Origin of the sequence: Pseudomonas sp. 18-147 (assembly GCF_051048045.1) — a bacterium.
Classification (GTDB): Bacteria; Pseudomonadota; Gammaproteobacteria; order Pseudomonadales; family Pseudomonadaceae; genus Pseudomonas; species Pseudomonas aeruginosa.
This window is the reverse complement of record NZ_CP182296.1, coordinates 2,308,249-2,322,007: the sequence shown is the minus strand read 5'-3', so window position 1 is coordinate 2,322,007 and position 13,759 is coordinate 2,308,249. Positions and strand designations below refer to the sequence as shown.

The window sequence follows — 13,759 nt, the reverse complement described above, 5'->3', positions numbered from 1 at the left end:
GCTCCCTCGGGAGCCTTTTTTCATGCTGCGCCTGTCAGTCCGGCTGCGGGCCGATGGGAAAGAACTCGCCGTGGCTCCAGACGCCGAGCCATTCGATGCCGTCGATCCGGCGCGGCACCGCCAGCTCGACCAGCTGGTAGAACACGTTGCGATGCACCAGCGCCTCGAGGTTGTCGCGCACCCGCAGGTAGGGCGTGGGTTCCTGGCTGCGGGGGTCGATCTCGACGCGCAGCGGATGCCCGGCGTCCGCCTCGACCTCGTCCTCGACGTTGGTGGCGAAGCGCAGTACCTGCGCCCCGCCCTCGCCCTGCACCTGCAGGGTCACCGCGACGAAGGGCGCATCGTCGACGCGGATACCGACCTTTTCCACCGGAGTCACCAGGAAATAGTCGTCGCCGTCGCGGCGAATGATGCTGGAGAACAGCTTCACCATCGGCTTGCGTCCGATCGGCGTGCCCAGGTAGAACCAGGTGCCGTCGCGGGCGATGCGCATGTCGATGTCGCCGCAGAACGGCGGATTCCACAGGTGCACGGGCGGCAGGCCCTTCTTTTCGCCCCTGGGGATCTGCGCCAGCAGGTCGTTGGCCTTGCCGGTATCACTCATAGCCTGTTCCTCGACTGTTCAGGCCCAGCAATTCCTGGGCGTATTGCTCCAGCGGGGGACGCAGCAGGTCTTCCGGGGTGGCGTCGTAGAACGTCAGGAAACCGCCGCGGCTGCGGATGGTCGCGCTGTCCACCAGGAAACGGGTGCTGGTCTCGATCAGCATGACCTGGATGACACTGCGATCGCGCCCGACCCGGCCGAGTTCCTCTTCGTCTTCCCACTCCTCCCAGTTGCCGATCCTGTTGTCGCCCCGGGCGAAACGGCAGTACAGCAGGTAGTGAGCGCCGGCGGCACGCGCCTCGCGCATCGCGTCGTCCAGACCGAGCGGCGCCTTGGCGCGGCGCACCAGCGGGAAATACTCGACGAAACCTTCGAAGGCCTGCTCGGCCACCACGTTCGGCCGCGCGTACCGGTAGCCCGGCGGCACGAACGGGCCCTGGCCGATGTAGATGAAGGAGTCGGCCTGGATCCGCCGGTTGTTGCTGCGCTGGCTGGCGCTGTGATCGAGCACCCCGGCGTCGCGCAGGTAGTAGTCGGCGCCGTCGGCCAGGTCGCTGGGCTTCATGCAGGCGGACAGGCTGCCCAGGAGGAGCATCGCCAGGGCGATACGGAACAGGTGCAACATCGGTCATCTCCCCTGCCGGCGTCGGAAAACCGGCGAATGACGAGCCGATGCAGCTTCCGCGCCATCACAGGCCACGCTGCCACTCCTGGCGCAGGGCAGCGTGCTGCGGCTGCTCGATGGCCTGGCGGACCTCGGCCAGCAGGCGCGCCTTGTCGGCACCCAGCTCGCCCTTGAGCACCAGATAGTTGGAAGCGTGGTCGCTGCGAAATACCGTGTCTTCGAGCTCCAATCCCTGCAACAGGCGTTCGACCTCGACGAACAGGGCACGCCGATCCAGCGCCTCGAAATCGGCGAAGCCAGCACGGAAACGCTGCTCGCCGGTAGGGAAACTCACCACCAGGGTCGACAGGTACTCCGGCTGGGCGGCGTTCATCAGGCGCGCGGAGTTGTCCGCGTGCTGCGCGCTCAGGGTCATTCCGCCCAGACCGTTGAGGATCATCACCGAACGACTGATCCCCGCCTCGCCAAGCTTTTCCAGCGCATCCAGGGTAGAGGAATAGGTCTCGCCCTTGTTGACCCGTGCCAGCACTTCGTCGTCGCCGGACTCGGCGCCGACATAGGCCATTCGCAGCCCGGCGTCGGCCAGTTCGCGCAACTCGTCGACCGACTTCCTGCGCAGGTTGCGCGGCAGGCAGTAGCTGGATACCCGCTCCACCTCCGGCAAGTGCTCGCGAATCGCCTGCAGCACCGCGAGCAGCCGGCGGGTCGGCAATACCAGGGCGTCACCATCGGCGAGAAACACCCGCTTGACGATCAGGCGCTCGCCGCAGCGGCGGATCTCCTCCAGTACCTCGTTCTCGTCGCGGGCGCGAAATTTCTTTTGCGGCTGGGTATACATCTCGCAAAAGCCGCATTTGTTCCAGGAACAGCCATTGGTCACCGGGAGGATCAGCGAATGCGCCTCGCTCGGGGGCCGGAACACCGGTTCGATGTAGTGGATGGGGAATTCACGGACACTCATCGGAGAACTCCTGAACGAACGTGGAGCCGCCACCGGGACGGTGCCACCGGCGGATTCGCCGGAAATGGGCAGCCGACGTCCCGCCGGCGGATCGATGGGCGACGAGTATATCCCTGCCGGCAAAGAGTGCGCGGGGCGCAGTGACTGCGTCCCGGCACCACAGGTATCAGGCGCTGGGAGCGTCGCCTTCGCGCTTGCGCTTGTTGCCCATGCGCACGCCGATATCCATCAGGAAGTGGAAGAAACCTTCCTGGTCTTCCAGCACCTCGCGCCAGAACGGCGAGTGGTACAGCGCCACGGCGCCATGCACCAACGCCCAGGCAGCGCAATAATGGAAGTACGGCGGAACGTTCTCCAGCTTGCCGTCGGCGATACGCTCCTTGATCAGTTGGGTCAGGCGTTCGAAGTTGGAGGCGCGGATCTTGTGCAGCTCCTCGACCATCTCCGGCACCTGGCTGGTCTTCACCACCTTCTCTTCCAGGCGGTCGAACAGGCGGTAGCGCTGCGGATCGCGCATGCGGAACTCGAAGTAGGCACGCGACAGGGCTTCCTTGTCGCGGGCTACGTCTTCGGAATGGAACAGGGCGGCGAGATCGCGCTCGTAGTCCAGCATCAGGCGCAGGTAGATCTCCGCCTTGGACTTGAAGTGCTTGTAGATCGTGCCTTTGCCGATGCCGACGGCATCCGCGATCATCTCGACCGTTACGCTGTCTTCCCCCTGTTCGAGGAACAGCTTGAGGGCGGTATCGAGAATCTCCTGTTCACGGCGACGAAATTCACGAACTTTGCGAGGCTCTTTCTGCATAAAAAGACTGTCAGGTCAAAATGAGTCAAAAATCGAAGCCGCGTATTATGCCTATTCAGCACGAAAATGCACGGAACATCCGACGATGAATTGTTACCAGGACGAATTCGACCAGACCAACGGTCTGCGCTACCTCAACCACGCAGCGGTCGCACCCTGGCCTAGACGCGCCGCCGACGCGGTGAGCGCCTTCGCCCGGGAGAACGTCGCCCACGGCGCCAGCGACTATCCGGAATGGCTGAAGATAGAACATCGCCTGCGCGAGCGCCTTGCCCGACTGCTCAATGCGCGCGCCGGCAGCGACCTCGCCCTGGTCAAGAACACCTCCGAGGCGCTTTCCTTCGTAGCCTTCGGCCTGGATTGGCGAGAGGGCGACCAGGTCGTCATCGGCAACGAGGAGTTCCCCTCCAATAGAGTGGTCTGGGAAGCCTTGCGCCCGCGCGGCGTCGAAGTGGTCGAGGTCGGTCTCGCCGGCGACGATCCCGAGAGCGCCCTGCTCGCCGCCTGCGGCCCGCGCACCCGCCTGCTGTCGATCAGCGCGGTGCAGTACGCCAGCGGCCTGCGCCTTGACCTGGAGCGCATCGGCGCGGGATGTCGCCGCCGCGGGGTGCTGTTCTGCATCGACGCGATCCAGCAGCTCGGCGCCCTGCCCTTCGACGTACAGGCCTACGATTGTGCCTTCGCCATGGCCGATGGGCACAAGTGGATGCTCGGCCCCGAAGGGCTGGGCGTCTTCTATTGCCATCCCGAGCAGCGCGAGCGCCTGGCGCTGCACGAATATGGCTGGCACATGCTGGAACATGCCCTCGATTACGAGCGTCGCGACTGGCGGCCGGCGCGCAGCGCCCGGCGCTTCGAATGCGGCAGCCCGAACATGCTCGGCGCGATGGCCCTGGAGGCCAGCCTGGGGCTGTTGGAGGAGGTCGGCATGGAGCGGGTCGGCAGAGACATCGCCGAGCGCGTCCAGTGGCTACAGGACGGTCTGTCGGGAATTCCCGGGGTACGCCTGCACAGCCCGCGGAACCCGAGCCGACGCGCGGGCATCCTGACCTTCAGCCTGGACGGCCAGGACAATCGGACACTCTTCGAAACGCTTCGCCAGGAACGGGTCATTTGCGCCCAGCGTGGCGGAGGTATCCGTTTTTCCCCGCACTTCTACACGAGTTCGACGGTGATCGACGATACCCTGGCGATCTTGCGCCAGGTCGCAGGCACCTAGGTACTCAAGGACGGCAAGGGTATTCCAAATCTGTTTAAAAAACCGCCAGCCCTGTCTGGACGCCCCACGAACATGACCAATACTGAAAGGTACTGGCGCGCGGTATCTCCCCCCAAGTACCCAGCCAGTGAAGGTACCGAGGAATGCGTACCTTTGTTCCACTCCTAATGGTCTTGACCCGGATTCATCCCCCAGAACCCGGGTTTTTTTTATCCGTGCGCCGGCCTAGCGGGCCAACGGAAATAGCCGATGGAAATTGGCGGTAGTCTGCTCCGCCAGGGTTTCCAGGCTGACGCCACGCAACGTCGCGAGGAATTCGGCGACATCGCGCACGTATTCCGGCAGGTTCGGCTTGCCGCGATGGGGAATCGGCGCCAGGTAGGGCGAGTCGGTCTCCACCAACAGCCGGTCGGCCGGTACCTGGCGAGCCACCTCGCGCAGGGCATCGGCATTGCGGAAGGTGACGATGCCGGACAGGGAAATGTAGAAGCCCAGGTCCAGCGCCGATCGCGCCATTTCCCAGTCCTCGGTGAAGCAATGCAGCACGCCGGCCTGCGGCAACGCAGCCTCGCGCAGCAGCGCCAGCGTGTCGGCGCGCGCCTCGCGGGTGTGCACGATCACTGGCTTGGCGGTGATCCGCGCGGCTTCCAGGTGCAGGCGAAACGCCTCCTGTTGCAACTCGGCGGCTTCCGGTTCGTAGTGGTAGTCGAGGCCGGTCTCGCCGATCGCCACCACCCGCGGATGCGCCAGTTCGCCCAGCAGCCAGTCCAGCGCTGGCGCGCTTCCGGGCTCCAGGTCCAGCGGGTGCACGCCCACCGAACAGTGCACGTCGGCATAGCGCTCGGCCAGGGCCTTCACCGCCTGGGCATTGTCGGCGCTGACGCCGATGCAGAGGAATTGACCGACGCCACGCGCTCGCGCGGCATCCAGCGCCGCATCGAGCGAGCCGCCATGGGCGGCCAGGTCGAGGCGATCGAGGTGGCAGTGGGAATCGACCAGCATGATCCTGTCTAGCGTTACATCGTGTGGGTCGGCCGGTCCGACTTCAGCGCCCCGGCCAGGTAGGTTTCGATCTTGTTGCGGGCGGTGTTGTCACCGTCGTTGAACTGCACGCCGATGCCCGCCGCACGGTTGCCCTGGGCGCCCTTCGGGGTGATCCAGACGACCTTGCCGGCCACCGGGATCTTCTCCGGCTCTTCCATCAGGTTGAGCAGCATGAAGACTTCGTCGCCGAGCTTGTAGTTCTTGTTGGTGGGAATGAACAGCCCGCCGTTCCTGATGAACGGCATGTAGGCGGCGTACAGCACGGACTTGTCCTTGATGGTCAAGGACAGGATGCCGTTACGCGGCCCCAGATTGGGTGGCAAACTCATGCAGGTTCCTGCCAGTCGAATATCAGCGGGATTCTAGCCCGGCCCGGGCAGGCTTGCCCACTGCACCAGCAGGGCTTCGAGAAGCAGGACACGGTTGAGGTTGGCCTTGTTCAACACTTTCTGCCGCTGTTGCAGCAGCCAGTCCTGCATGGCCAGCACCTTGGCCTGCCCGGATTTGTCGCCCAGGTACTGGATCACCTTGCGCATGTCGGCCAACCCCAGCCCCTCCTCGTCGTGGGTCAACTGGTAGCGCAGGATGCCCAGCGTCCAGTCGCAGAACCAGTCGAAGAGCAATGGCAACGGCACGCTGTTCCAGCTTTCGGCCAGTGGGCTGGCGGCGATCTGCTGCTTGAGCAGCTTCTTCACCCCCTCGACCACCTGCGCGCGCTGCTCGCGCACGCCCTGGCCGTGCAGGCGCTGGGCGGTGAGCGGCGAGCCGCCGGAAAGCGCCAACAGTTCCTCCAGGGCCTCGGCCGGCTCGTCGGGCAGGGCCCGCGCCAGCCATTCCAGACTCGCCGCCGCGCCCGGCAAAGGGCAGGCCTGCTGCACGCAGCGGCTCTTGATGGTCGGCAACAGGCGGCTGGGCTGGTGGCTGATCAGCAGCAGCACGGTATCGCCCGACGGCTCTTCAAGGCTTTTCAACAGGGCGTTGGCGGCGTTCACGTTCATCGCCTCGGCGGGTTCGAGCAACACGACCTTGCGCCCGCCCAGTTGCGCGGTCTGCACCACGAAGCCAACCAGGTCGCGGACCTGATCGACCCGGATCGGTTTCTCCGCCTCCTCCGGCTCCAGCACGAAGTAGTCCGGATGGGTACCGGCGGCCAGCAACTGGCAGGCCTTGCACTCGCCGCATGCGCCAGCGGCGGCGGGCCGCTGGCAGAGCAGTTGGGCGGCCCAATGCTCGGCCAGGGCACGCTTGCCGATCCCGGCGGGACCGTAGAGCAGATAGGCGTGGGCGTGCTGGGCGCGGCCGCCCAGTTGGCTCCAGAGCGCCTGCTGCCAGGGATAGATATCAGCCATTCAGACGCTCCAGCAGATTCGGCAGCAGCCGATCCAGGCCAGCCTGCACCTCGGCCAGCGGCAACCCGGCATCGAGCACCTGGTAACGCTCCGGGGCCTGCGCGGCGCGCTGCAGGTAGGTCTGACGCACGGCCTCGAAGAAGCGTCGGTCCTCCTGCTCGAAACGGTCGAGCCGGCCACGCGCCGCCGCCCGCGCCAGGCCGATTTCCACCGGCAGGTCGAAGACCAGCGTGAGGTCGGGCCGCAGGTCGCCCTGGACGAAGCTTTCCAGCGCGGCGATGCGCGCCTCCGGCAAACCGCGCCCGCCGCCCTGGTAGGCATAGGTGGCATCGGTGAAGCGATCGCAGAGCACCACGGCCCCGCGCGCCAGCGCCGGGCGGATGACCCCGGCGAGATGCTGGGCCCGCGCGGCGAACATCAGCAACAGCTCGGTATCGGCGGCCATCGGCTCGTCGCTGGGCGCCAGCAGCAGTTCACGGATGCGCTCGGCGAGAGGCGTGCCGCCAGGCTCGCGGGTCAACTGCACCTCGATGCCGCGCTCGCGCAGGCGCTCGGCCAGGTAGTCGCGGTTGGTGCTCTTGCCGGCCCCTTCCGGGCCCTCCAGGGTGACGAACAGGCCGGTCACACGGCACTCCTTATCTTGGCTGCGCCGCTCATTGTGGCGGCGGGGTGATGGGCGCGGGGCTGGAGCGATAGTCCGAGCGACGCTTCAACTGGTACTCGCGGACCGCCTTGTTGTGTTCGTCCAGGCTGCTGGAGAACACATGGCTGCCATCGCCGCGCGCCACGAAATACAGGGTCTCACCCTCGGCCGGATGCAGCGCGGCGCGAATCGCCTCGCGCCCGGCCAGGGCGATCGGGGTCGGCGGCATGCCCGGCACCACATAGGTATTGTATGGGGTCGGTTCGCGCAGGTCGGCGCGGGTGATCTTGCCGTTGTAGCGCTCGCCCATGCCATAGATCACCGTCGGATCGGTCTGCAACAGCATGCCGCGCTGCAGGCGGCGGACGAAGACGCCGGCGATCTGCGAACGCTCTTCCGGCACGCCGGTTTCCTTTTCCACCAGCGAGGCCATGATCAGCGCCTGGTAGGCGTCGCGATAAGGCAGGTCCTGGCTGCGGCCATCCCATTCCTTGGCGAGGATGGTCTGCATGCGCTGGTAGGCCTTGCGCAGTATGTCGATGTCGCGCATGCCACGGGTGTAGCGGTAGGTATCGGGGAAGAAGCGCCCTTCGGCCACTTCGTCGGGCTTGCCGAGGCGTTGCATGATCTCGCCGTCGCTCAGGCCGGCCAGGGTCTGCTCCAGCTTGCCCTGCCTGGCGAGCGCTTCGCGCACCTGGCGGAAACTCCAGCCCTCGACCAGGGTCAGGCTGTACTGCACCACCTCGCCTTCACGCCAGAGTTCCAGCAGGTCGGCGCCCTTCATCCCCGGCAAGAGGCGGTATTCGCCGCTGTGCAGGGCCTGGCCCGGCAGGTTGAAACGCCAGTAGAGGCGCAGCCAGAACGCGCCATGGAGCACCTTTTCCTGCTCCAGACGCGCGAGCATGCCGCCCGGCGTGGAGCCCGAGGAAACGTCCAGCAGGCGCTCCTCGGTCAATTGCAGGGGCTGCTCCAGCGCCCGCTGCTGCTGCCATGCAGCCAGGCCGACGCAGAGGCCAACGAACAACAGGCCACTCTCCAGCAGCACCAGCAGTTTGCGCATCAAAGTCAGAAATCCAGGTCGTCGCGAAGTTGGTCTTGCAGTTTACGGGTCAGCTCGCCGACCGGCCAGACGTGCTCGTCCAATGCCCGGACCGGCCAGATGCCGAACTGGCTGTTGCACAGAAAGACCTCGTCGGCCGTCGCCAGTTCAGCCATGGAAACATCCCGTATCGCCAGCGGGACGCCGATTCCTTCGGCGCGCTCGAGCAATTCCGCGCGCATCACTCCCGCGACGCCGCAGCGCCGCAGGTCAGGCGCCACGAGGGTGCCGTCGAGAACCAGCAGCAGGTTGCTGAACACGCCCTCCACTACCCGCTCGTGCACGTCCAGCATGAGCCCTTCGGCATGCCCGGCGTCGCTCCACTCGGCACGGGCGAGGACCTGCTCCAGGCGATTGAGGTGCTTGAGGCCGGCCAGCAGGGGCTGCTCGGCCAGGCGCGTGCGGCAGGCGAACAGGCGCACACCTTGCTGCCAGTGGCGCTCGGGATAGGCCGGACGCGGCGATCCGGAGAGGATTCGCCGCGGCGAGGCCTCGGCAGGCGGCGCGTAGCCACGCAAACCCTCGCCGCGGGTGACGATCAGCTTGGCGACACCGTCGCCCAGCGCCGCGCAGAACGCCAGCAACTCCTGGCGCAACGCCGCGGCGTCGAGAGGGATCGCCAGGCGCCGACACCCCTCTTCCAGGCGCGCCAGGTGGCGCTCCAGGAGACGCGGCGTGCCGGCGCGCACCGCCAGGGTCTCGAACAGCCCGTCGCCATAGGCCAGTCCGCGATCGCGCACGGACAGCTCGGCGGCGGGCCGGCCGTCGACCCAGTCCAGCATCAGTCGGCGAACCTGCGGAACACCAGGGTGCCGTTGGTCCCGCCGAAACCGAACGAGTTCGACAGGGCCACGTCGATCTTGCGCGGCTTGGCTTCATGGGCCACCAGGTCGAGGTCGCAACCTTCGTCCGGGTTGTCCAGGTTGATGGTCGGCGGGGCGACCTGGTCGCGCAGGGCCAGCACGCTGAAGATCGCCTCCACCGCACCGGCGGCACCCAACAGGTGGCCGGTCATCGACTTGGTCGAACTCATCGACAGCGCATGGGCATGCTCGCCGAACACGCTCTTCACCGCGGCGATCTCGGCGATGTCGCCGGCCGGGGTGGAGGTGCCATGGGCGTTGATGTAATCGACCTGGCGAGGATCCAGGCCGGCATCGCGCAGCGCGTTCTTCATGCAGCGGGCGGCACCGGCGCCGTCTTCCGGCGGCGCGGTCATGTGGAAGGCGTCGCCGCTCATGCCGAAGCCAACCAGCTCGGCATAGATCCGCGCGCCGCGGGCACGGGCGTGCTCCAGTTCTTCGAGCACCAGGGCGCCGGAACCGTCGGACAGGACGAAGCCGTCGCGATCCCGGTCCCACGGACGGCTGGCACGGGTCGGCTCGTCGTTGCGAGTGGAGAGCGCGCGAGCCGCGCCGAAACCACCCAGGCCGAGACCGCAGGCAGCCATTTCGGAACCGCCGGCGACCATCACGTCGGCCTCGCCATAGGCGATGTTGCGAGCAGCCATGCCGATGCTGTGGGTACCGGTGGTGCAGGCGGTGGTGAGGGCGTAGTTGGGCCCCTGCAGACCCAGGTGGATCGACAGGAAGCCGGAAACCATGTTGATGATCGAACCGGGCACGAAGAACGGCGAGATGCGCCGCGGCCCCTGCTCGAACAGGGATCGGCAGTTGTTCTCGATATTGGTCAGGCCGCCGATACCGGAACCCATGGATACGCCGATACGCTCACGATTGGCGTCGGTGACCTCCAGGCCGGAATCGCGAACGGCCTGGAAGCTGGCGGCGAGACCGTACTGGATGAACAGGTCGAGCTTGCGGGCTTCCTTGGCGGACAGGTATTCCTCGACATTGAAACCCTTGACCGAACCACCGAAGCGGGTGGAATAGGCGGACAGGTCCATATGCTCGATCGGGGCGATCCCGCTGCGACCGGCGAGAATACCTTCCCAACTGCTCGGGACATCCAGGCCCAGCGGCGACAGCATGCCCATGCCAGTAATGACGACGCGTCTACGCGACACTACGACTTCCTCTTTCTCATTTCACGGGGTTGCGCCGACAGACTACCAGAGTAGGTAAGGCGCTAAAGAAAAGCCGCACGCCCTTACAGGCTGTGCGGCTTTTCCACGTCGGAAAATCCGACGACTACTTATTGCTGGTGAGCAACGATGTAGTCGATGGCTTCCTGAACGGTGGTGATCTTTTCAGCTTTCTCGTCAGGGATTTCGGTCTCGAATTCCTCTTCCAGAGCCATCACCAGCTCGACGGTGTCAAGGGAGTCGGCGCCCAGGTCTTCGACGAAGGAAGCGCTGTTGGTGACTTCTTCTTCCTTCACGCCGAGTTGTTCAGCGACGATCTTCTTAACGCGTTCTTCGATGGTGCTCATACCTTGTTTTCACTCCTATGGAAAATCCGAGCAGCTGGGCTGCGGGTAAGTGTATAGAAAGGGTTTTCTGCTTTTCAAGCTGAACGCCTCACCTTCCCACGGCCACTTCGATAATTCTATCTAATAACCCGGCTGCAATTCCGCAACGAATTCTAGACAGCGCTTATGACAGACCCGAGAAAGGTAACGTCACATTCAGCTCATGTACATCCCACCATTGACCGGCACGGTGGCCCCGGTCACATAGGCTGCGCCGTCCGAAGCGAGGAAGCCGACCACCTTGGCGATCTCTTCCGCCTGCCCCAGGCGACCCAGCGGAATCTGGCCCAGCAGCGCTTCGCGCTGGGCTTCCGGCAGCTCGCGGGTCATGTCGGTGTCGATGAAGCCCGGCGCCACCGCATTCACGGTAATGGCACGCGAACCGACTTCCCGGGCCAGCGCACGGGTGAAGCCCTCCAGGCCGGCCTTCGCCGCGGCATAGTTGGTTTGCCCGGCATTGCCCATGGCGCCGACCACGGAACCGATGTTGATGATGCGCCCCCAGCGGGCCTTGGTCATACCGCGCAGAACGGCTTTCGACAGACGGTAGAGACTGTTCAGGTTGGTGTTGACCACATCGAACCACTCGTCGTCTTTCATGCGCACCAGCAGATTATCGCGGGTGATGCCGGCGTTATTGACCACGATCAGCGGTTGGCCGAGATGCTGCTGGATGTGCTCCAGGGTCGCGGCTACGGATTCGTCGCTGGAAACGTCCAGGACCAGGCCCGCACCCTCGACGCCATTGGCCTTGAGGGTTTCGGCGATCTTCTCGGCGCCGGACGCGCTGGTCGCGGTGCCGATGACCACGGCACCCAGGCGCCCCAGTTCCAGCGCAATCGCCTGGCCGATGCCACGGCTGGCGCCGGTTACCAATGCGACCTTACCTTGCAGACTCATGGGATTCTCTCCTTTCTCTCTCTCAGGCCAGGGCGGCGCGCGTGGCGGCGAACGCCTCGACGCCATCCAGGCCATGGGTATTGATGCCCTTCGCGCAGCGCCTGTTGAGGCCTGCCAGGACCTTGCCCGGCCCGCACTCGACCAGCTCGGTGACGCCCTTTTCCGCCAGCAGCTGGATGCTCTCCACCCAGCGAACCGGGCTGTACAGCTGTGCCAGCAGGTCGCGGCGCAGCGTATCGAGATCAGCCGGCACGGCGGCGCTGACGTTCTGCACCAGCGCAATCTTCGGCGCCTGCCACTGCAGGCTTTCGACCGAGGCGGCGAACTGCTCGGCGGCCGGACGCATCAGTTCGCAATGCGACGGCACGCTGACTGGCAGCGCCACCGCGCGCTTGGCGCCGCGTGCCTTGCATGCCTCGATGGCACGCTCAACGGCAGCCGCGGCACCGGCGATCACTACCTGCCCCGGCGCGTTGAAGTTGACCGCGCTGACCACCTCGCCCTGGGCCGCCTCGGCACAGGCCGCCAATACATCGGCGTCTTCCAGGCCAAGGATCGCGGCCATGCCGCCCTGCCCCGCCGGAACCGCCTGCTGCATCAGTTGGCCCCTACGCTCGACCAGCTTGACCGCATCGGCGAACGCCAGGCTTTCGGCCGCGACCAGCGCGGAATATTCGCCCAGGCTGTGCCCGGCGACGAACGCCGGGCGCGCACCGCCCTCGGCCAGCCAGAGGCGCCAGAGCGCGATCGAAACCGTGAGGATGGCCGGCTGGGTCTTGTCGGTCTGGTTCAGGTGCTCTTCAGGACCATTCTGGACCAGCGCCCAAAGGTCGTAACCGAGCGCCTCGGAGGCCTCGGCGAAGGTATCGCGCACCAGCGCCTGCTGGGCGCCCAGCTCGGCCAGCATGCCGAGGGATTGCGAACCCTGGCCGGGGAAGACGAATGCGAGGGATGCAGACATTGAATAGGTCCCTTGTGGTCTTTTGCTCGTCGGAGATAACGCGCCAGCCGCGACTGGCGCAGGAAACTGAGTGTTGGATGGCTGCCTGGACCGCCCGGTCACACATTAGAGCAGCAGATGCTCGAGACGGCCATGCAATCGTTGCGGCAGGTTTTCCCGGACTTCCAGTGCCGCGCGACGCAAGGCGCTCTGGAAACCCTCCTCGGCGGCAGACCCATGGCTTTTCACCACTATCCCCTGCAATCCGAGGAAACTGGCGCCGTTATAGCGTGCCGGAGCGATATCGCCGCGCAGCCGGCGCAGCAGCGGCAACGCCAGCGCACCGACCAGCTTCGCCGCCAGTCCATCGCGGAAGCGCTGTTCGATCCGCGCCGACACCATGGCAGCCAGGCCTTCGCTGGCCTTCAGCAGGATGTTGCCGACGAAACCGTCGCAGACCACCACGTCGGCCTCGCCGCGATACAGGCCATCGCCCTCTATATATCCGCTGAAATTCAACCCCTGCGCCTTCTGCAACAGACTCGCCGCCAGCTTGACCTGCTGGTTGCCCTTGATCTCCTCGGTCCCCACGTTGAGCAGGGCGACCCGGGGCGAGACGCAGCCCAAGGCCTCTGCCGCCACCGCGCCCATCACCGCGAACTGATAGAGATGCTCGGCACTGCAATCCACGTTGGCGCCGAGGTCGAGCAGATGACAATGCCCCTTCTCGGTCGGAACCGCCGTCACCATCGCAGGGCGGTCGATACCGGGCAGGGTCTTCAGCAGGTGCCGCGACAGCGCCATCAACGCCCCGGTATTGCCGGCGCTGACGCACGCGTGCGCCCGGCCGTCGCGGACCAGCTCCAGCGCCACGCGCATGGAAGCGTCCGGCTTGCCACGCAAGGCCTGGGAGGGACGTTCGTCTGAACCTATCACTTCGCTGGCCGCATGCACACGCAGGCGCTGCCGGTCGAGCGACGGATAGCGGGAAAGGAGTTCTTCGAGGAGGGCAGGCTGACCGACGAGGATCAGTTGCGAAGAGGAATTCTCGGCCAGGAAGGCAATAGAGGCCGGAACAACGCAGTGGGGACCGAAGTCCCCACCCATTGCATCAATCGCGATGATTGGTGCGGACAAGGA

General features: G+C 65.6%; 16 protein-coding genes. 1 reads left to right on the top strand and 15 read right to left on the bottom strand.

Features of this window, described 5'->3' with window-relative positions; translation table 11 throughout:
* Positions 1 to 34: 34 nt before the first annotated feature.
* The 4 genes from ACM0M4_RS11195 to ACM0M4_RS11180 all read right to left on the bottom strand — a co-directional run bounded on the left by ACM0M4_RS11195 (position 35) and on the right by ACM0M4_RS11180 (position 2,995).
* Entirely contained in the window at positions 35 to 604 is a 570-nt protein-coding gene (locus ACM0M4_RS11195) for a DUF1285 domain-containing protein (protein ID WP_003160628.1), read from the bottom strand.
* Positions 597 to 1,229, bottom strand: coding sequence for a DUF4823 domain-containing protein (locus ACM0M4_RS11190; RefSeq protein ID WP_003091112.1), 633 nt, complete (start codon positions 1,227 to 1,229; stop codon positions 597 to 599). Before ACM0M4_RS11190 ends, ACM0M4_RS11195 begins: the two co-directional genes overlap by 8 nt.
* A 64-nt stretch (positions 1,230 to 1,293) precedes the next feature.
* Positions 1,294 to 2,190 carry a radical SAM protein gene (locus ACM0M4_RS11185; RefSeq protein ID WP_003091113.1) on the bottom strand — a complete coding sequence of 299 codons (897 nt, stop codon included), beginning with the start codon at positions 2,188 to 2,190 and terminating at the stop codon, positions 1,294 to 1,296.
* Positions 2,191 to 2,356: 166 nt separating this feature from the next.
* On the bottom strand, positions 2,357 to 2,995 hold the full coding sequence (locus ACM0M4_RS11180; protein WP_003091114.1) for a TetR/AcrR family transcriptional regulator: 639 nt from the start codon (positions 2,993 to 2,995) through the stop codon (positions 2,357 to 2,359).
* An 85-nt stretch (positions 2,996 to 3,080) separates the two neighbouring features.
* Between ACM0M4_RS11180 and ACM0M4_RS11175 the strand changes: the two genes are divergently transcribed.
* Positions 3,081 to 4,214, top strand: coding sequence for an aminotransferase class V-fold PLP-dependent enzyme (locus tag ACM0M4_RS11175; protein ID WP_003118082.1), 1,134 nt, complete (start codon positions 3,081 to 3,083; stop codon positions 4,212 to 4,214).
* A gap of 225 nt (positions 4,215 to 4,439) precedes the next feature.
* Here ACM0M4_RS11175 and ACM0M4_RS11170 read toward each other — a convergent pair whose 3' ends face one another.
* From ACM0M4_RS11170 to plsX, 11 genes are all read right to left on the bottom strand, one after another.
* A complete protein-coding gene (locus ACM0M4_RS11170; RefSeq protein WP_003091117.1) occupies positions 4,440 to 5,216 on the bottom strand; it encodes a TatD family hydrolase in 777 nt (258 codons plus the stop codon).
* A 14-nt stretch (positions 5,217 to 5,230) separates the two neighbouring features.
* A complete protein-coding gene (locus ACM0M4_RS11165; RefSeq protein ID WP_003091119.1) occupies positions 5,231 to 5,587 on the bottom strand; it encodes a PilZ domain-containing protein in 357 nt (118 codons plus the stop codon).
* 33 nt (positions 5,588 to 5,620) lie between these two features.
* A complete protein-coding gene (locus tag ACM0M4_RS11160; RefSeq protein WP_003104126.1) occupies positions 5,621 to 6,607 on the bottom strand; it encodes a DNA polymerase III subunit delta' in 987 nt (328 codons plus the stop codon).
* On the bottom strand, positions 6,600 to 7,232 hold the full coding sequence (gene tmk / locus ACM0M4_RS11155; RefSeq protein ID WP_003091125.1) for a dTMP kinase: 633 nt from the start codon (positions 7,230 to 7,232) through the stop codon (positions 6,600 to 6,602). The genes ACM0M4_RS11160 and tmk overlap by 8 nt, the downstream gene beginning before the upstream one ends.
* 28 nt (positions 7,233 to 7,260) lie before the next feature.
* Positions 7,261 to 8,310: an endolytic transglycosylase MltG gene (gene mltG, locus ACM0M4_RS11150; protein ID WP_003104128.1), complete on the bottom strand. Its 1,050-nt coding sequence runs from the start codon at positions 8,308 to 8,310 to the stop codon at positions 7,261 to 7,263.
* Positions 8,311 to 8,315: 5 nt separating this feature from the next.
* The gene (gene pabC / locus ACM0M4_RS11145; RefSeq protein WP_003110198.1) at positions 8,316 to 9,131 is read right to left on the bottom strand and encodes an aminodeoxychorismate lyase; all 816 of its coding nucleotides are present in this window, start codon (positions 9,129 to 9,131) and stop codon (positions 8,316 to 8,318) included.
* A complete protein-coding gene (gene fabF / locus ACM0M4_RS11140; protein ID WP_003104132.1) occupies positions 9,131 to 10,375 on the bottom strand; it encodes a beta-ketoacyl-ACP synthase II in 1,245 nt (414 codons plus the stop codon). The genes pabC and fabF overlap by 1 nt, the downstream gene beginning before the upstream one ends.
* Positions 10,376 to 10,503: 128 nt before the next feature.
* The gene (gene acpP / locus ACM0M4_RS11135) at positions 10,504 to 10,740 is read right to left on the bottom strand and encodes an acyl carrier protein (RefSeq protein ID WP_003091135.1); all 237 of its coding nucleotides are present in this window, start codon (positions 10,738 to 10,740) and stop codon (positions 10,504 to 10,506) included.
* A 195-nt stretch (positions 10,741 to 10,935) separates the two neighbouring features.
* On the bottom strand, positions 10,936 to 11,679 hold the full coding sequence (gene fabG / locus ACM0M4_RS11130) for a 3-oxoacyl-ACP reductase FabG (protein ID WP_003091137.1): 744 nt from the start codon (positions 11,677 to 11,679) through the stop codon (positions 10,936 to 10,938).
* Positions 11,680 to 11,701: 22 nt separating this feature from the next.
* The gene (gene fabD / locus ACM0M4_RS11125; RefSeq protein WP_003104134.1) at positions 11,702 to 12,640 is read right to left on the bottom strand and encodes an ACP S-malonyltransferase; all 939 of its coding nucleotides are present in this window, start codon (positions 12,638 to 12,640) and stop codon (positions 11,702 to 11,704) included.
* Positions 12,641 to 12,745: 105 nt separating this feature from the next.
* A complete protein-coding gene (plsX, locus tag ACM0M4_RS11120) occupies positions 12,746 to 13,756 on the bottom strand; it encodes a phosphate acyltransferase PlsX (RefSeq protein WP_071533934.1) in 1,011 nt (336 codons plus the stop codon).
* Positions 13,757 to 13,759: the final 3 nt, after the last annotated feature.